The organism is Caproiciproducens sp. MSJ-32, from assembly GCF_018918055.1.
Classification (GTDB): domain Bacteria; phylum Bacillota; class Clostridia; order Clostridiales; family Clostridiaceae; genus Clostridium.
The window spans coordinates 16,645-36,215 of sequence record NZ_JAHLPS010000010.1 but is presented as its reverse complement, the minus strand read 5'-3'; the positions used below and the strand labels follow the sequence as shown (position 1 = coordinate 36,215).

Genomic DNA, 19,571 nt, shown 5'->3' with positions numbered 1-19,571 from the left:
TTGTCTTTCTAAATTCTTCTGTATAATACTTTTGCCCTTTTGCCATTGTAGACACTTCCTTCCCTTTTTATATTTTAAGGTGTTCGGCTTTTTGTGTCTACACTAATATACTAACACCAACTTCAAAATGGACAAAAATTATTACAGTAAGTTTTGAATAAAGGATAATAAGCCTGGGTAGAAATATCCATGGCTTTTCCTTCTATAAGGAGGAACTTATGAAGAAATTGAGAGTATTTATATTAATTTTTATACTATTAAATCTATTTACAGCTTGTAAAAATAATACTGATTTAATTAGAATTGCTGTAATAGATACAGGAATAAATAAAGAAGTGTTAAGAAAAAATACTGTTTTAGATGGATGGAATTATGTACTTCGTTCAGATAATACTGAGGATCCAGATGGTCATGGAACAATGGTATCTAGTCTTATAGTTGGTTCTAAAGATGGAAAAATAAAGGGAAAGTCAAAAAAAGTAAATCTTATTCCTTTAGTTTGTAGTGGGATTAATGAATATGGGAAAGAGATGAAAAATACTCCTTCTTTAGCAGCTCAAGCAATAAGAGATGCCATTGATAAATATAACTGTAAAATAATTAATATAAGGTCAGGAGTATTTGAAGATATAGAAAATTTAAGAGCAGCGGTAGAATATGCTGAAGAGAAAAGAGTAGTAGTTATTTCAAGTGCTGGGAATGATGGAAATGAAGAAATATATTATCCTGCAGGATATGATACTGTTATATCAGTAGGTTCTTTAGATATTAATGGAGATATAGCTGAATTTTCACAAAAAAATAACAGGGTTGATGTGTTAGTTAAAGGGACAGATATTAAAGTGATTGGAAATGACGGTAATGTGTATCGTGTTGATGGAACTTCCTTTTCCTGTGCATATGTTACAGGAGAAGTTGTAAATTTGTTGATAGATAATCCTCAATTAACTACAGAAGAGCTCCGTCAATATTTAAGTAATAAGTATTAGTGGGGAAGTTAAATTACAGGCCGTAAGATATGAAAAAACTCTAAGTAGAGAGCTTTATTGCTTCCTGCTTGGAGTTTAATTTTTATAAGTTTTAATATATATTGACTAAATATAGGTAATCATCTATATTTAAATATGTCATATATAGATGATTATCTATATAAGGAGGAGATATGATTAAAGATTATGAAAAGAATATAAAAGTATACAAAGCTATTGGTGAAATAAATAGAGCTAAGATTATTGATATGCTTTCTACAGGTGAAAAATGTGCATGTATGCTGTTGGAGGAGTTTAAGTTTACTCAGCCGACCTTATCTCATCATATGAAGGTATTAATAGATTGCAATATAGTTAAATATAGAAAGGTAGGAACATGGATATATTATAGTTTAAATGAAGAAGTTTGTGAGGAGGCTATAAAATTTTTAAATGGTATATTAAACCATAATAAAGATTGAAATAGGAGATAATATGAAAAAAGTAGATTTAACAGAAGGAAAGGTCTTAAGTGTATTAATAAAGCTAGCACTACCTATTATGGCAAGTTCTTTTTTGCAATTTGCATATAATATACTTGATATGATTTGGGTTGGGAATCTTGGAAGCAATGTGGTAGCTGCTATTGGGTCTTCAAGTTTTTTTGTTAGTCTTGGATATTCAATAAGTGCCTTTATTGCAATTGGAGCTGGAATTAAAGTTTCCCATGGAATAGGGGAGAAAAATAATAAACAGGTTAAGGAATATATTTCTTCAGGAATAATTTTAACCTTATTTCTTGGAATAATTTATAGTATTATTATTATTGTTTTTGGTAAAAATTTTATAGGTTTTTTAAATATAGAAAATTCAATAGTAAAAAGTGAAGCTTACAAATATTTAGTTATAAATGCACCTATTTTATTTTTCTCCTTTTTCAATACCTTATTTATAAGAATTTTTAATAGTTTTGGAAATAATAAGAGCGTTTTAATAATAAATATAATAGGTATAATAATAAATTCAATTTTAGATCCAATATTTATCTATATATTAAAATTAGGTGTAAGTGGTGCAGCCCTATCTTCTTTAGTAGGAGCATTTATAGTTTTTGTATCCCTTTTATATAAGGGAAGGTCAGTTTTTACAATAGATAAAGAAAATATCTTAGATTATGCAAAGTTAAAGGAAATAACAAGACTAGGAATTCCAATGTCTCTTCAAAGAGTATTATTTACAATAATAAATATTCTTCTTGCTAGAATAGTTGGAAGTTTTGGGTCAGATGCAATAGCTGCACAAAAAATAGGATTACAAATTGAATCAATAGTTTATATGGTTGTTGGGGGATTAAATGGAGCTATAACGGGCTTTGTAGGTCAAAATTTTGGAGCAAAGAAATACAAAAGAATCAATGAAGGTTATAATAAGGCAATAGGCATTGGAATTATTTATGCTTTATTTGTAACAATTACTTTTATTTTTATTCCAGAGTTTTTAGTGAAATTATTTATTAGAGAAGAAAACACCATTAATATTGCAAGTAGTTACTTAAGAATATTGGGGGTATCGCAAATATTTGCAACTGTAGAAATGATATCAAATGGAGTGTTTACAGGAGTTGGATTACCTAAGATTCCAGCTGCTATAAGCATAATCTATACAAGTTTAAGAATTCCAATGGCATTAATACTTATAAGATTTTTTGATGTAAATGGAATATGGGCAGCAATAACAATTTCAAGTATAATGAAAGGAACTACATCATATGGAATATACAAACATAAAATATGGAGGAAATATAAAGATGCTAGAATTAATTAAAAAGCTTAATTATAAAGAAAAATTATTAAAAGGAAGTTTTGGTATTGAACGAGAAACATTAAGAGTAACTCCAGAGGGAGATTTGGCTTTAACAATGCATCCAAAGGCTTTTGGAAGTAAAATTTCAAATTCTTATATAACAACTGATTTTTCAGAAAGTCAAATAGAACTTATAACTCCTCCATTAAGCACGGTTGATGAAGCCTATAATTTTTTAAGTGCCCTTTATGATATGACAGTTTTAGAATTAAACAATGAATATCTTTGGCCTCAGTCAATGCCTTGTAATATACCGGAAGAGAAAAAAATACCTTTGGCTCAATATGATATAGAAGATGCTTATAAAGGAGAAAAAGCAAGTAACTATAGAAAACATTTATTAAAGAAATATGGAGGAAAAAAACAATTAATTTCTGGAATTCACTTTAATTTTTCTTTCAATGAGAACTTAATTAAAGATTTATATAAAGTCAGTGGCTTTAATAAAGAATATATAGAATTTAGAAATGATATATACTTAAAAGTAGTGAGAAACTATTTAAGATATAGATGGCTGATTATCTACTTATTAGGAGGCACTGCAGTAATACATGAATCCTTTGGAAATAAGTGTGTTATTCAGTTAGATAAAGTAAATGAAGGAAGCTTTAGCAATGAAGGAGCTGTTTCTTACAGAAATAGTGAATGTGGTTATAAAAATCCAATAGATTTATATCCAAATTATGATTCTGTAAAGGAATATGTAAGTAGTGTAAAAAAGTTTATAAATGATAAAGTTATTGATAGTCATAAGGAATTATATACTCAAATAAGATTAAAAGCTTATGATAACGATAATTTTTTAGATTCACTTTTAGAAAAGGGAATTAACTACTTAGAAATTAGAAGTATAGATATAAATCCTTTTGATAAAACGGGAATATCTAGGGAAGATTTAAATTTTATCGTATTATTCTTGATATACTTATTAATAAAGGAAGAAAGTAATTATGTAAATTGGCAGGAAGAAGCTCAAAACAATCAAAATATTATTGCTTTATACGGACAAAAGGATATAGTTTTATTGAAAGATGGAGAAGAAATTTCTAAAGATATATGGGCAATTGAAATATTAGAGGAAATGAAAGAAATTCTTAATGAACTTTCAATAGAAAAAGATGCTATTATAGATAACATGATATTAAAGATAAAGAATCCATCTTTAACTTATGCTGCTAGAATATTAGAAATAGTAAAAAAAGAAGGCTTTATAGAAGGTCATATGAATTTATCTAAAAAATATAGAGATGATGCTTTTGTTAATAGATATAAATTAGAGGGATATGAAGATTTAGAACTTTCAACTCAAATATTAATGAAGGAAGCAATAAAAAGAGGTATAAAAGTTGAACTAATAGATAGAACTGAGAACTTTATAGCTTTAACAAAGAAGAATCATGTTGAATATATAAAGCAGGCTACTAAAACTTCAAAGGATAATTATGTAACAGTCCTTATGATGGAAAATAAAACTGTAACTAAAAAAATTTTAGAGAAGAACAATATAAGAGTTCCAAAGGGCTTTGAATTTTCTTCATTAGAAGAAGCAATTGAAAATCTAAATGAATTTAAAAATGATTCAGTAGTTATAAAACCAAAATCAACTAATTTTGGTATTGGAGTATCAGTATTTAAGGATAAAGTAAGTGAAGAAACAATAATTAATGCATTAGAAAGAGCCTTTAAATATGATAATACAGCTTTAGTAGAAGAATTTATAAAGGGAAAAGAATATAGATTTTTAGTAATAGGAGATAAGGTTCCTGGAATACTTCATAGAGTACCAGCAAATGTGGTTGGAAATGCAAAGAATACTATTAAAGAATTAGTTGAAATTAAAAATTTAAATCCTTTAAGGGGAAAGGGCTATAAAAGACCATTAGAAAAAATAGAATTAGATGAAGATGTTAAAATATTTTTAAGGGAAAAAGGAATGACTTTTAATTATGTTCCTAATAACAATGAAATAGTTTATCTTAGAGAAAATTCTAATATAAGTACTGGTGGAGATAGTATAGACTATACAGATTTAATGCCGGAAAAATTTAAGAAAATAGCAATAGAAAGTGCAAGAGCTGTTGGAGCTGCAATTTGTGGAGTAGATATGATAATAGAAGATTATAGGGATGAAAATTCAAGTTATGCAATAATTGAATTAAACTTTAATCCTGCTATTCATATTCATTGCTATCCATATGAAGGAAAAGAAAGAAAAATAGGAGAAGAAGTTTTAGCTTTATTAGGATTTATTTAGATAGTAGTTGTTAATAGAAGTCACTTATAATAATATAGCTGATATATGCTAATACTATTTATTAAAAAATGACTATATCAAATTCATTCTTAATTTTGATATAGTCATTTTTTAATATTTATTATCCTGCCCCTTTTAAAGGTAATTATTTGGATAATTTATTGTAGTTTATTTTTATAAATGTCATAAATACAATGTTGATATTATAGAAATAATAAGTATATAGTGGTAGAATTGACTTAGAAAATTTATGGAAAAGGAGAAGAATATGAACTATAAGATTAATAAAGAGTATGTGTTAGATACAGCTAAAAAAATATTAGAATTTGATAGTCCAACAGGATTTTGCTTTGATATTATGAAGTTTATTGAAGAAATAGCAATAGGATTTGACTATAAGTTTGAGAGAACTAATAAAGGCTGCGGAATAATTACTATAGAGGGACAAGAAGAAGGAAAAGTAATTGGTCTTGCAGCCCATGTAGATACTTTAGGAGCTATGGTTAGATCTATTACAAATAATGGAACTTTAAAGTTTACTTTGCTTGGAGGTCCAATACCAGCAACCTTAGATAGTGAATACTGTAAAATAAGAACTAGAGAAGGTAAAATTTATACAGGAACATTTTTAAGTACAAGTCCTGCAGCTCATGTTTATGAAGATGCAAAGGATAAGAAACGTACTTCTGAAAATATGGAAGTAAGAATAGATGAAAAGGTATTATCTAAAAGAGATGTAGAAGCTTTAGGAATTTGTCCAGGAGATTTTATTTTTATAGATCCAAAAACAACTATAACTGAAAGTGGCTTTATAAAATCGAGATTTATAGATGATAAGGGTAGTGTTGCAGCTTTAATGGGTTTATTAGAGTTATTTAATAGGGAAAAAATAACTCCTAGATATAAGACAAAGATATTTATTTCAACTTATGAAGAAGTAGGTCATGGCGCTTCCTATATCCCTCAAGACATAACTGAAATGATAGCTGTAGATATGGGCTGTATTGGAGAGGATTTAACTTGCACAGAATATGATGTATCAATTTGTGCAAAGGATTCTGGAGGGCCATATGATTACAATATGGTAACAGATTTGGTGAATTTAGCAAAAGAAAATAATATAAAATATGCTATAGATATTTATCCAATGTATGGGTCTGATGTTGGAGCAGCTTTAAGAGGAGGAAATGATATAAGAGGAGCTCTTATAGGTCCAGGAGTTCATGCTTCTCATGGAATGGAAAGAACTCATTATGAGGGATTAGAAAATACAATAAAACTTCTAGTTGCTTATTTAACTAAATAAAATTAAGAAAAGATTAAGATTTCTAAAAGAAAATAAATAATTTATTTTAAGAAATAAAAATTATAATAATCCTCATAAGTTATAATATTGAGGTGTACTAAAATGAATAATATACAAATAATAGTAGATTACATTTCAAATTATGGATTAATATTTCTATTTATAATAATTTTTTTAGAATACTTAAATTTTCCGGGGTTAGGAGCGGCTATAGTAATGCCGGCAGTTGGAATAGCTATTTCCAAGTTTAATATAAATATTTTATTGGCAATTCTTATATCAGTAGCGGCAGGGGAATTAGCAAGTTTTATTTTATTTTTTATATCTTATTGGTTTGGCAAGCCTATTTTAACCAAGATTTATAATAGATTTCCTAAGAGCCGTAAGGCTATAGATAAAGCCTTTCACTATATTGAGAATTATGGCTATAAAGGAATTTTAATTGCAAGAATTATACCAGTTGCAAGAACTTTGATTCCTTTTGTAGCAGGAATATTTAGAATGAATTTATTAAAATGCTTTCTTTATTCAGTTGTTGGTGTAACAATTTGGAATACTGTTTTAATATATGCAGGCTACGCTTTTGGAAATAAATTCATATAATTATCAGAAGGGCTTGGGGCTTGCAAGAATATTATAATGTACAATGTAGAATAATAAATTTTTAATGAGTATATTATTCTATATTGTACATTTTAAATTGTAATATTAAGTGAATTAGGAACTTATAATTGGAAATGATAATAATATAATTATGAGTGAAGAAAGTGAGATTATTTATGAATAAATTTGAAAATATGAATTTAGTACCAGAAATTTTAAAAGCTTTAAAAAATTTAGACTTTGAAGAACCTTCAGAAGTTCAAGGGGAAGTTATACCTAAGTTTTTAGAAGGAAAGGATTTAGTTGTAAAATCCCAAACAGCTAGTGGAAAAACTGCAAGTTTTGCTATTCCCCTATGTCAGCTTATTGATAGTAATGAAAATAAGCTGAAGGGACTTGTTTTAGTTCCTACAAGAGAATTAGCTCTACAAGTAAAAGAGGATATATCAAATATAGGGAGATTAAAAAAGATTAGGGTAGCAGCAGTTTTTGGAAAACAGTCCTTTAAGGAGCAGCTTTCTGAATTAAAACAACGTGTACATATTATTTCTGCTACACCAGGAAGAGTCTTAGATCATATTGAGAGGGGAAATTTAAATCCTGCTTTTATAGAATATGTAGTTATTGATGAAGCTGATAAAATGTTAAATATGGGGTTTGTAGATCAAATTGACAAAGTATTAAAAAAGCTTCCTAATCTTAAAAATACTTATCTATTTTCAGCTACAATTCCAAAAGAAATAGAAAAATTATATATTAGATATATGAAGGAGCCAGAGATAATTTCTGTAAAATCTAAAGTTTTTAACAGAGATAAAATAAAAGAAAAGTATATTGCAGTAGATAATGATGATAAATTTAAACTTCTATTAAAACTCCTTTAGTTTATACGGAAGAATCGGCAATTATTTTTTGTAATACAAAAGAAGCGGTAAAAAATCTTTATTATAATTTAAAAAGAGAGAAGATAAAAGTAAATCAGCTTCATGGTGATATGGAACAAAAAGAAAGATTAAAAATTATGGAGAGTTTTAAAAATAGGGGATTTAAAGTTTTAGTAGCAACAGATATAGCTGCTAGGGGAATACATATAAGTCATATTACTAATGTTTTTAATTATGATGTACCAATGGAAAAAGAAAGTTATGTCCATAGAATAGGAAGAAGCGGAAGAGGACAAAGACAAGGCCTTGCAATTTCCTTGGTTAATAGTAGAGATAGAAAATTTTTTAAAGATATAGAAGAGTATGTTGGATATAAAATAGAAAAGCTTGATATTCCATCTTATGAAAAAATGATAGAGGGTAGGAAGAAGTTTTTAGAAAATCAGAAATCTTTATATGAAAATAATATAACCATAAAAAAAGAAATACATGGGGAACTTACAAAAATACATTTAACAGCAGGTAAAAAGAAGAAAATTAGAAATATAGATATTTTAGGAGCTTTAAGCAATTTGGAGATTCTTACAGCAGAAGACATCGGAATTATAGATATACAGGAAGGTCATTCATATGTAGATATATTAAATGGTAAGGGAAAAAACTTGTTAAATAAATATAAGGAAATAAAAATAAAAGGTAAGAATGTAAAAATAAGTTTAGCTAAAGATAGATAATTTAGTAACAATATTCCATAAATCTTAATATATTAAATTAACAATAAATATAATGAATGTTATGACAAGTTAAGGGAGTTATAACATTCTTTTTTATGTTTTTTTGAAATTAAATTCAATGAAATAATGCTAAATTTCTTGATGTTTATAGACAAAAAAGCGTATAATTAGACAAGATCTTTTTTAGATTAGGATGGTGAAATAATGATAATTTTGAAAAAATTTATTACTTTTTTAATATATACAACTATTATAGTATGTTTTATGATATCATTAACTCTTTTATCTAATAATTATTTATATATTAATAATTTGACCTTGATTATATTACTAATAAATATTTTAATTATTTTTTTTGTTTTTTTAATTTATCTATATATTAAAGGTAAAATTATTAATAAAGTTAATTTGCTTTCCAATGTTATTAAAAATGTAAAGGATAATTTAAAACAATACAATGATAGTACAGAGTTATATGAAGATGAGATTAGTAAAACAGATCAATTATCAGAAATGTTTTATGATGTAAAAGAAATTGAAGAAAAGCTAGTGTATTTAGAAGATAATATTTTGGAAAGAGAAAGTGATTATATAAATATCTTAAATGCTATGACTAATTCTTTCTTTCATTTAAAAGCAATTGAAGATGAAAATGGAGAATATATTGATGGTATTATAAAAGATGTAAACTATGCAGCAGCAGAGCTTTTAGATACTACTAAGGAAGAACTTATAAATAAAAAACTTTCAGAAGTTTATAAGGATTATCATGTATATAAAGAAAAAATACTTGAAATTTTAAAAAGAGTTAAAGAATCTAAATCAGAATGTATAGCAAAGGAAATCAGCATAATAAAAGAAAAATGGGGAGTAATATCTGTATATTCTCTTAGAGAAGGTTATTTTTCAATAATAGTAAACAATGTAACAGAGATAAAAAAATATGCAGAGAAAATGAGCTATATAGCTACCTTTGATAATTTGACTGGTTTGCTAAATAGACATAATTTAATAGAATATTTAAATAAATTAGTAAGTGAAAAAGAAGAGTTTAGTGTTTATTTTTTAGATTTAGATAATTTTAAAAGTATAAATGATACCTTAGGTCATAGTACAGGAGATGAAGTATTAAAGATAATTTCCAATAAGTTAAAAAATATTTATTCAGAGGAAATTAGCGTTGGAAGATTGGGTGGAGATGAATTTATTATAGTAAGAAAGGGAAAAAACATTTATGAAGATATAGAAAAATTTTCTTTAAGTCTATCTAAAATGCTCAGTGGAACTATAAAAATAAATAGATATTCTTTTAATACTGAGGCGAGTATAGGAGTTAGTTTTTATCCTCAACATGCAATTGATGCGGAAACTCTTTTAAAGTATGCTGATATTTCTATGTATGAAGGGAAAAGAGCTGGTGGGAATAAATTTAAAATTTTTTCTCCTGATATGCTAGAAAATGTATATTTAGCAGCAAGATTAAGTAATTCTATAAAAAATAATGAATTAGAAGTTTATTATCAGCCTATATATGATGTGAAAAAGGGTAAAATAGTATCTGCAGAGGCATTAATAAGATGGATAAGCAATGGAGAAGTGATTCCTCCAAATAAGTTTATTCCTATAGCTAAAAAAAATGGTGATATATTATTAATAGATGAAATTGTCATTAGAGATGCAGCAAGATTTTGTAAAAGTATTAGAGAAATGGGAGATAAAGATTTTATAGTATCTGTTAATGTTTCCCATGCCATATTAAAACAGTCTTATTTTTTATCTAAAATAATTAAAATAGTTGAAGAAGAAGGAATAGCTCCAGATTTTCTTAAATTTGAGATTACAGAAGATGAAACTATTGATGATAGTGAATTTACAGCTAATGTTCTAAAGGAATTAAAAGAATTAGGTTTTGAAATATCCCTAGACGATTTTGGAGTTGGATATTCTTCCTTTAATCATATAAAAACTTTACCTTTAGATACATTAAAAATTGATAGAAGTTTAATTTTAAGTATAGAAAATGATAACAGAACTTTCTCAATAATAGATACATTAATTAATCTTGCTCACAACTTAGGATTAGATGTAATTTGTGAAGGTGTTGAGAAGAAAAATGAAATGGAGTTATTAAAATCTATGGGTTGTGATAAAATTCAAGGCTATTATATAAGCAAGGCTATTAATAAAAATGATTTTATTAAGTTTTTATTGTCTTTTAGAGAATAGATTTTATAGATAAGTTAATTAGTTAGTTTTATTGAAATATACCTTATGATATAATTTATTTTATGATTTTAAAGATGGAGGAATAGAAATGTATAAATTAGTAGCAATTGATATGGATGGCACATTGTTAAGAAGTGATAAATCAATATCAGATAGAACTAAAAGTGTAATAAAAAAAGCAAGAGAAAAGGGAGTAACCGTAGTTTTAGCAACAGGAAGACCTATAGAAGGTGTTAGAAAAACTTTAGAAGAGCTTGAAATGCTAACAGATAAAGATTATGTATTAAGCTATAATGGAGCTTTGGTTCAAAAAACAAAAAGTAAAGAAGCGATTTCAAAAGTAACTATTAATGGTAAAGACTTGCATTACTTATATGGCTTAAGTAAGGAATTAAATGTTAATATTCATGCCTTTGTAGAAAATAAAGGTTTGGTAACGCCTAAGAATAGTAAATACACTCAAGTTGAGGCAGATATTAATAATATAGATATTAAAATAGATAGTTTTGATAATATTAAAGATGAAGATATAGTTGTAAAGGTAATGTTTATAGATGAGCCTGAAATATTAGGACCTGCTTATGAGAAATTACCAAAGGAAGTATTTGAAAAATATACTGTAGTTATGAGTACGCCATTTTTCTTAGAGTTTTTAAATAAAAATGTAAATAAAGGTTTAGGATTACAGCTTCTTGCTAAGCATTTAGGAATAAAAAGAAAAGAAATCATTGCTATAGGAGATGCTGAAAATGACAGACATATGATTGAATATGCTGGTTTAGGAATAGCAATGGGAAATGCTTTTGAATCAATAAAAGAGATAGCAGATTATATAACTGACAGTAATGATGAAGATGGAGTGGCAAAAGCAATAGAAAAGTTTGTATTATAATTAAAAAAATAATTTATATTGGAGTTATTTTGCAAAAAAATTGTAAAATAACTCTTTTTTCATTATAAACGAGAACTATTGTCAATTAAAAAACATATAACTGTATATAATAAGCAAAAAGAAAGAAGGATAAAAGTATGTGTGGAATAACTGGATTTGTAAATTTTAAGAAAAATATTAGCAATGAAGATAATATTCTTAAAGACATGATGGATACATTAAGATATAGAGGACCAAATGAAGAAGGAATGTATATATCTAATAACATTATGTTTGGTCATAGGAGGCTTATTTTGGATGCGGTTAGAAGGCAGACAATTTCGGATATGCCTTTATGTACTTTTTTATCAGGAGGACTAGACTCATCTGCTATATCAGCAATTGTTGCAAAAGATTATCAAGAAAAGGGTAAGGTTTTGACAACTTATTCAATAGAATATGAAGATAATGAAAAATATTTTAAATCATCCTTATTTCAACCAACTTCTGACAGAGATTATGCAAGGATGATGGCAAAATATATAGGAAGTGATCATAGAGAAATTATATTAAAGCATAAAGAATTAGTAAGTTCTTTAAAAGAAGCAGTTATAGGAAGGGACCTTCCAGGAATGGCAGACATAGATTCATCCTTGTATCTTTTCTGTGAAGAGGTAAAGAAGAATTTTGTTGTAGCCTTATCTGGAGAGTGTGCAGATGAAATATTCGGTGGATATCCTTGGTTTACTAATAAAGATATGATTAATGCTGATACCTTTCCATGGTCAAGGAATATAGAAGAAAGAAAGGAGATATTAAATGACAGCTTAAAGAATTTAAAAATAGAAGAGCTGGCAAAGGCAGCTTATGAGGATACTATTAAGGAAGTTCCTAAACTCTTTGGCGAAAGTAAAGAAGATGCAAGAATGAGAGAATTATTTTATTTGAATTTAAGATGGTTTATGGTTAATCTTTTGAACAGAAAAGATAGAATGAGCATGGCAAATAGTCTAGAAGTAAGAGTACCTTTTGCTGATTATAAGATAGTAGAATATTCTTTTAATATTCCTAATAATATTAAGTTGTTAAATGGAAGGGAAAAGGGATTATTAAGAAAAGCCTTAGAGGGAATCTTGCCAAATGAAATAATATATAGAAAAAAGAGCCCGTATCCAAAAACTCATAATCCATTATATACAGAAATGGTATGTAATATAATGAATGATATATTAGCGGACAAAAATTCACCAATTTTAAATATAATTGATAAGAAAAAAGTACAAGAAATAGTCGACACAAAAGGGAAGGCTTTTAAAACTCCATGGTTTGGTCAGTTAATGACAGGTCCCCAAATGATAGCTTATTTAATTCAAATAAATTATTGGCTGGATATTTATAAGGTTAAACTAGTTTAATTTCTTACTCAAGATATTAAAATATAAATAATTAAAGGTCTATGTAAAATTATTTAAATAGACCTTTAATTTTAGTTACATTTGATATTTTATATCCACGGTATTTGAGTTTTTTAAGTAAATTCTCGGAGCTCTTCTTCCAATCAAACAAAGAATTTCATAGCTTATTGTATTAAGAAGTTTTGCCATATCATCAGCACCAAATTTTATATCACCAGAGGAGCCTAAAAGTATTACTTCATCTTCTAATGTAATATCATCTATATCAGTTACATCCACCATAAATTGGTCCATGCATATATTTCCTATAATTGGTGCAAATTTACCGTTAATTATTACTTTTCCTTTATTTGAAAGTCCTCTAGAATAGCCGTCAGCATAGCCTACAGGAATTGTAGCAATCTTAGTTTTTCGCGAAGTTTTATAGCTTTTGTTATAGCCTATATATTGATTTTCTTCAACTTCTTTAATATACATAACCTTTGTTTTCCAAGTTAATACTGGTTTTATTTCAAAATTCTCTTTTCTTACTTCATCAGATGGATAGTAACCATATAATATTATTCCAGGTCTAATATAGTTAAAGTGAGTTTCTTCTAAATCTATTATTGCTGCACTATTAGATAAGTTTTTTTTAGGAATATTAATTTTTCTAGCTTCTAATTTGGCTAATATTTCATTATAAATATTAATTTGTTCATAGGAGTAGCTTTTATCCTTTGAATCAGCAGTAGAAAAATGACTAAATATACTTTCTACATTGATATTGCTTAAAAGAAAAATTTTTTCTATTTCTTCAATAGATTTTTCTTTATTTCTAAAGCCAATCCGACCCATTCCAGAATCTATAGCAATATGAATATTAACAACTTTATTTGCTTTTTTTGCTTCCTCATTAAGGATTGACGCAAATTCATAAGAAGAAACCGTAGGTTCAAGGTTATATTTTAATATAGAAGCTATTGAAAGATTTGTACTTAAGCCAAGTAACATAATACTGGCATCAATTCCGTTTTCCCTAAGTTCTATCCCTTCAACTACATTAGCAACGGCTAATTTTTTGATACCATTATCAATTAAAATTTTTGATACTTCTATAGCTCCATGACCATAGGCATTTGCCTTAACAACTCCAATTATTTCACTGTTTTTTGCCTTACTTTTAATTTGATTTATATTAAATATTAAATTATCTATATTAATTTCTGCCCACATTGGGTTTAGTAAATCCATAAGAGCCTCCTATTGCTTTTAACAAATATCATTGATACTATTATATATAATAACTGGTTCTTTGATAAGTGTCAGTTTATTTAAAATTAACAGTATCAGATTAATATAATTAGAAGCTGGAATTAATAAAGCGAATAATATAATGATTTGAGCTTCTTGACTTAACTATACATTATTATTTTGAAATTTTTTAGAAGGTGAGAAAGTGGATATTGTAAATATAAATTTAGATACTAATAGCACTGTTCCTTTATATATACAGATTTACGAGTTTTTTAAAGAAGAAATACAAAAGGGGAAGCTAAAAGCTAATACTAAGCTGACTTCTAAAAGAAAATTGTCAGCGGCTTTAGGTATCAGTCAAAATACTGTTGAAGCTGCCTATGCCCAGCTTATTGCTGAGGGGTATATAACAGCAGTTGAGAAAAGAGGATATTTTGTTTCTGAACTTAGCGATATTATAAATATTCCAGAGAAGAAAACAGAAGTAAAAGAGAAAGTCAATAATAAAAAGAAATATAAATATGAATTATTATCAAGCAGGATAGATTTAGAAAGCTTTCCTTATAATCTTTGGAGAAAGATAAATAGGGAAATCTTAAATGAAACTAACATGAATATTCTTCAAATTGGTCATTCTCAAGGAGATTATAATTTAAGAGAAGTAATAAGTGAATATTTAAGATATTCAAGAGGGGTAAAGGCAGAAGCAGACAGAATAATTATAGGGGCTGGAACAGAATATTTAATTCAATTATTATTAAATTTAATTGGTAAAGATAAGATATATGGTATGGAAGAACCAGGATATTATAAAATTCGGAGAATATTAAAAAATAATAATATAGATGTAAAGGGAATAAGAGTAGATAAACATGGAATAAGTATAGAAGAACTATATAAAAGTAATTGTGATATTATTCATATTACTCCTTCTCATCAATTTCCAACAGGAGTAATAATGCCAGTAAAAAGAAGGATGGAGTTATTAAATTGGGTTAGGGAAAATAAAAATAGATATATAATAGAGGATGACTATGATAGTGAGTTTAGATTTGAAGGAAGACCAATACCTTCCCTGCAAAGTTTAGATCATGACGAAAAAGTAATATATTTAGGAACCTTTTCTAAATCTTTTGCTCCATCAATAAGAGTAGCATATATAGTTCTGCCAAAATCTTTATTGAAAATATATAAAGAAAACTTTAATTTTTATGCCTGTACTGTCTCAAGGATAACTCAACAGGCCTTATTTAAGTTCATTTCCGAGGGATATTTTGAAAGACATTTAAATAAAATGAGAAATATTTATAAGAAAAAAAGAGAAGTTTTAGTTTTACAAATTAAAAATAATTTAAAAAATACAGAAATAATAGGAACAAATGCAGGACTTCATATTCTGTTAAAAGTAGATAATGGAATGACTGAAGAGGAACTTATAAAAAAGGCACAAGAAAATAAAATAAGAATTTTAGGTTTATCAAATTCTTATATAAATAATTTTAATGAAGAAAGTATAGTGTTTATAGGATATGGAGCCTTAAGTTTAAAGGAAATTGAAGAAGCAATACTTTTATTAAAAAAATCTTGGAATTTGTAGTTAATAAATTTTAGGGGCAACAGTTAGAGTTTAATATAAGTTATTTTTAGTAATAATAATTAAGAAATTATTTATAATAAGTTACTTTAATAGCTTATTTAAAACATAGAATAAGATAGGAAAATAAGAGATTATATTAGATATATGAAATTATAAGGATTAATACTACAAGGTATAGTTATTGGAGCTGTGATTAAGAAAATAGTAGGTAAAACAATATAGAATGTACAATAGTACATTCTATATTGTGAGTTTTATTAATTAATTATAGAATACCTAGTTCAAATTTCCAGCTAAGTATTCTAAGAACAGCTTCATTTATCCTTTCTTCTGATATTTCTCCATTTTTTACAGCTTCTATTACTAGTGGAATTTGAAGTTCAAAGTTAGAGGCTATTATTAAATCATTTCCTGCTTGTACTGCTAATACTGCAGAAGAAGCATCGCCAATATATTCTTTTATTGCATCCATTTGCAGGTCATCAGTCATTACAACTCCGTCAAAGTTTAATTCATCCCTTATTATTTTATTTACATTTGTTGATAATGAAGCAGGTAAGTTTTCATCCATAGCTTTAACAATATTATGTGAAACTAGTATACTTCCAGCTCCAGCCTTAATTCCAGCTTTAAAAGGAAGAAAATCATTTTCTAAAAAGTTTTTGTAACTTCTTTCATCAATAGAAATACCAGTATGAGTATCTAAGTTATTTCCATAGCCAGGAAAATGCTTTAAAGTAGAACCAATATTTTGATCTTTCATTACCTTAACAACTGTTTCTACGTATTTGGAAGTTTCAAAAGCATCCTTTCCAAAAGTTCTATCATAAATAAAATCATATGGGTTTGTAGATAAATCTGCAACAGGAGCTAAATTTAAATTTATACCTAAGTTTTTTAATAATTTTGCCTTTTCCTCTGTATCGCTTATTATTAATGGAAAACCGCCTTCATTATATAAATCTTGAGGAGAAGGAAAGGGAACAGCTCTAAATTCAGGATACCAGCTTAATCTATTAACAGTACCACCTTCCTCATCTACGGCAACTAATAGAGCTATATCAGAAGTTGCTTGGTAATTTTCTATTGTTGAAGCTAAAGACTCTTTAGTATGATTAGCTATATTAGCATCAAATAATATGAATCCACCAATATGATATTTTTGAATATCTTCAATTGCTGTATCAGGATTACATCTGACTAAAAACATTTGTCCAACCTTTTCTTCTAGAGTCATTGTTTTTAGCAGTTTCTCAGCTTTTTCTTTATTAGTTGGTTCTGTTGGAATAATGTCTTTAGGAGGTAAATCATTAGTAGGTAATCTATCATCAGGTATTTTTGAAAACTTATCACTTAAAATTTTATAGGATAAAAATCCGGACATAAATAATATAATTATTAAAAACATAAATAGTAGAATTTTTTTCATTTTAAGATCTCCTAAATTTATTTATATAGATAATCATTTATTAATATTATACAGATAATTAAAAATTTATTCACTACATAGTGTATTCAAAAATGTTACAAAGGGGTAAATGAATAAATAAATCATATTTACAAATACTATTTGTATAGGTATAATATTACTGAACAAAAGCAATATAAAAACTTTGAAGGAGAAGAGTACATAGTGATTTAAATTATAGAGATCCGGGAAGGGTGGAAGCCTGGAATTTAAAGCTATGGAAAGAAGCTCTGGAGTTATAAACTGAAACAGCTTAATTAATTTTTGCCAGTAGGTTTATGGGATCTTCCCTTATAGAGATTTGAGTGGATTAGTAGTACTACTAATCAATTTAGGTGGTAACGCGGAATAATGTCTTTCGTCCTATAATTTTGGGAGGAGAGATTTTTTTATTTATAGAAAGGAATGAATGAACAAATGAGTTTAGAAAAATTAGCAGATTTAATTTTCCCACATATTGATAAAACGCCAGAATACTATCTTAAAAAATATCCAAAAAGAAATTTAAAAGAAGGTGCAGTAGTTTCAAGATATGCTCCATCACCAACAGGATTTCAACACATTGGAGGAGTTTTTGCTGCTTTAATAAATGAAAGATTGGCTAGTCAAAGTGAAGGGGTTTTCTTTTTAAGAATAGAAGATACTGATCAAAAAAGAGAAGTAAAAGGAGCAATTAAAGATACAATAGAAACTATGCATAACTTTGGAATGGACTTTAATGAAGGAATGACAGGAGAAGATGGTTCTATAGGTGATTATGGCCCATATCGTCAAAGCCAAAGACAAGAAATTTATGAAACTTTTGCAAAGGATCTTATAAGAAGAGGATTAGCTTATCCATCATTTGCTACTCCAGAAGAGCTAGCTGCCTTAAGAGAAAGACAAATTGAAGCAAAAATAACACCAGGATATTATGGTGAATTTGCTACAGATAGAAATTTATCTCCAGAAGAAGCAATGGAAAAAATAAAAAATGGAGAAAATTACATAATAAGATTTAAATCACCAGGAAATATAGAAAATAGAATTGAGTTTTATGATTTAATTAAGGGAGATATAAGTTTCCCGGAAAACAATCAGGATATCGTTATTATTAAGGGAGATGGGCTCCCAACTTATCATTTTGCTCACGTAGTAGATGATGCTTTAATGAGAACTACTCATGTAATAAGGGGAGAAGAATGGTTATCATCTTTACCAATTCATGTACAATTATTTGATGTATTAGGATTAGAAAGACCAAAGTATGCTCATATCCCAACAATAATGAAAAATGATAATGGTTCTAAGAGAAAATTATCAAAGAGAAAAGATGCAGAAGCAGCAGTTTCATATTATGCAGAAGTTGGATATCCAGCTCAATCAGTAATTGAGTATTTATTAAATATAATAAATTCAAGTTTCGAAGAGTGGAGAGCTGAAAATCCACATGCTGACTATCATGAATTCCCAGTTTCTTTAGATAAAATGAATAAGTCAGGAGCTTTATTTGATATAGTTAAATTAAATGATGTAAGTAAGGAAGTTATTTGTAAGTTTAAAGCAGATAAGGTATATGATTTATATACTGCTTGGGCAAAAGAATATGATAAAGAGATGTATGAATTAGTAACTAATAATGAAGCAATGGCTAAGGAGATATTTAATATAGATAAGGAAGGTCCTAAACCAAGAAAGGACTTTGCAAAATGGGAAGATGTTAGAGGAAAGATAGATTATTTCTTTGATGAATTATTTAATAAAGAAACAGCTGAAAATGTTGAATTGCCAAAGACATTAACTTTAGAGGCTGCAAAAGAAATTATTATGGTTTATAAAGATGAGTTTAATTTTAATTCAGGAAGTCAAGAAGCTTGGTTTGAAGAATTAAAAGAAATAGGTACAAAACTTGGTTATTGTGTTAATAGAAAAGAATATAAGGCAAATCCAGATCGATATAAGGGAATGATTTCTGATGTAGCAGCAGCTGTAAGAGCAGCTTTATCTCATAGAAGCAATACTCCTGATCTTTATACAATTATGCAGATATTAGGAGAAGAAAAAACAAAAGCTAGATTTGAAGCCTTTTTAAATTTATAGAAAGATAATAATTGATATTATAAAAGGAACTTGATAGCAAAAGTTATCAAGTTCCTTTTATAATTTT

The 19,571-nt window shown here is 27.3% G+C and carries 14 protein-coding genes, 1 pseudogene and 1 other annotated feature; of the genes and pseudogenes, 13 read left to right on the top strand and 2 right to left on the bottom strand.

Annotated features, from left to right (window positions below):
* Nucleotides 1-218 precede the first annotated feature (218 nt).
* From KQI16_RS00995 to KQI16_RS00950, 11 genes and pseudogenes are all read left to right on the top strand, one after another.
* Nucleotides 219-989: a S8 family peptidase gene (locus KQI16_RS00995; protein WP_216431571.1), complete on the top strand. Its 771-nt coding sequence runs from the start codon at nucleotides 219-221 to the stop codon at nucleotides 987-989.
* A gap of 173 nt (nucleotides 990-1,162) precedes the next feature.
* Nucleotides 1,163-1,450: an ArsR/SmtB family transcription factor gene (locus tag KQI16_RS00990; RefSeq protein ID WP_216431570.1), complete on the top strand. Its 288-nt coding sequence runs from the start codon at nucleotides 1,163-1,165 to the stop codon at nucleotides 1,448-1,450.
* Nucleotides 1,451-1,463: 13 nt separating this feature from the next.
* Nucleotides 1,464-2,792, top strand: a complete 1,329-nt coding sequence (locus tag KQI16_RS00985) for an MATE family efflux transporter (RefSeq protein ID WP_216431569.1) — start codon at nucleotides 1,464-1,466, stop codon at nucleotides 2,790-2,792.
* Nucleotides 2,776-5,085 (top strand): bifunctional glutamate--cysteine ligase GshA/glutathione synthetase GshB, encoded by a 2,310-nt coding sequence (gshAB, locus tag KQI16_RS00980; RefSeq protein WP_216431568.1) that lies wholly within the window; start codon nucleotides 2,776-2,778, stop codon nucleotides 5,083-5,085. The genes KQI16_RS00985 and gshAB overlap by 17 nt, the downstream gene beginning before the upstream one ends.
* 268 nt (nucleotides 5,086-5,353) lie before the next feature.
* Nucleotides 5,354-6,391 carry a M42 family metallopeptidase gene (locus tag KQI16_RS00975; RefSeq protein WP_216431567.1) on the top strand — a complete coding sequence of 346 codons (1,038 nt, stop codon included), beginning with the start codon at nucleotides 5,354-5,356 and terminating at the stop codon, nucleotides 6,389-6,391.
* Nucleotides 6,392-6,493: 102 nt separating this feature from the next.
* Nucleotides 6,494-6,994 carry a DedA family protein gene (locus KQI16_RS00970; RefSeq protein ID WP_216431566.1) on the top strand — a complete coding sequence of 167 codons (501 nt, stop codon included), beginning with the start codon at nucleotides 6,494-6,496 and terminating at the stop codon, nucleotides 6,992-6,994.
* Between the two features lie 176 nt (nucleotides 6,995-7,170).
* Nucleotides 7,171-7,878: a DEAD/DEAH box helicase gene (locus tag KQI16_RS13275; protein ID WP_442861795.1), complete on the top strand. Its 708-nt coding sequence runs from the start codon at nucleotides 7,171-7,173 to the stop codon at nucleotides 7,876-7,878.
* On the top strand, nucleotides 7,863-8,612 hold the full coding sequence (locus tag KQI16_RS13270) for a helicase-related protein (protein WP_442861797.1): 750 nt from the start codon (nucleotides 7,863-7,865) through the stop codon (nucleotides 8,610-8,612). Before KQI16_RS13275 ends, KQI16_RS13270 begins: the two co-directional genes overlap by 16 nt.
* Before the next feature lie 204 nt (nucleotides 8,613-8,816).
* Nucleotides 8,817-10,838: a sensor domain-containing protein gene (locus tag KQI16_RS00960; RefSeq protein ID WP_216431565.1), complete on the top strand. Its 2,022-nt coding sequence runs from the start codon at nucleotides 8,817-8,819 to the stop codon at nucleotides 10,836-10,838.
* A gap of 88 nt (nucleotides 10,839-10,926) precedes the next feature.
* Entirely contained in the window at nucleotides 10,927-11,730 is an 804-nt protein-coding gene (gene yidA / locus KQI16_RS00955) for a sugar-phosphatase (RefSeq protein WP_216431564.1), read from the top strand.
* Nucleotides 11,731-12,011: 281 nt separating this feature from the next.
* Nucleotides 12,012-13,124 (top strand): annotated as a pseudogene (locus KQI16_RS00950) (asparagine synthetase B family protein); the annotation flags it as partial.
* 75 nt (nucleotides 13,125-13,199) lie between these two features.
* On the opposite strand, the gene alr reads toward KQI16_RS00950, so the two are convergent.
* Nucleotides 13,200-14,357, bottom strand: a complete 1,158-nt coding sequence (gene alr / locus KQI16_RS00945) for an alanine racemase (RefSeq protein WP_216431562.1) — start codon at nucleotides 14,355-14,357, stop codon at nucleotides 13,200-13,202.
* A 205-nt stretch (nucleotides 14,358-14,562) separates the two neighbouring features.
* Between alr and pdxR the strand changes: the two genes are divergently transcribed.
* Nucleotides 14,563-15,957 (top strand): MocR-like pyridoxine biosynthesis transcription factor PdxR, encoded by a 1,395-nt coding sequence (gene pdxR, locus KQI16_RS00940; RefSeq protein ID WP_216431561.1) that lies wholly within the window; start codon nucleotides 14,563-14,565, stop codon nucleotides 15,955-15,957.
* Nucleotides 15,958-16,222: 265 nt separating this feature from the next.
* Here the strand turns inward: pdxR and KQI16_RS00935 are convergent, their stop codons facing one another.
* Nucleotides 16,223-17,386, bottom strand: coding sequence for a glycoside hydrolase family 3 protein (locus tag KQI16_RS00935; RefSeq protein ID WP_216431560.1), 1,164 nt, complete (start codon nucleotides 17,384-17,386; stop codon nucleotides 16,223-16,225).
* Nucleotides 17,387-17,561: 175 nt separating this feature from the next.
* Nucleotides 17,562-17,794, top strand: a binding site (T-box leader).
* A gap of 48 nt (nucleotides 17,795-17,842) precedes the next feature.
* Between KQI16_RS00935 and gltX the strand changes: the two genes are divergently transcribed.
* Nucleotides 17,843-19,504, top strand: coding sequence for a glutamate--tRNA ligase (gene gltX, locus KQI16_RS00930; RefSeq protein WP_216431559.1), 1,662 nt, complete (start codon nucleotides 17,843-17,845; stop codon nucleotides 19,502-19,504).
* Nucleotides 19,505-19,571: the final 67 nt, after the last annotated feature.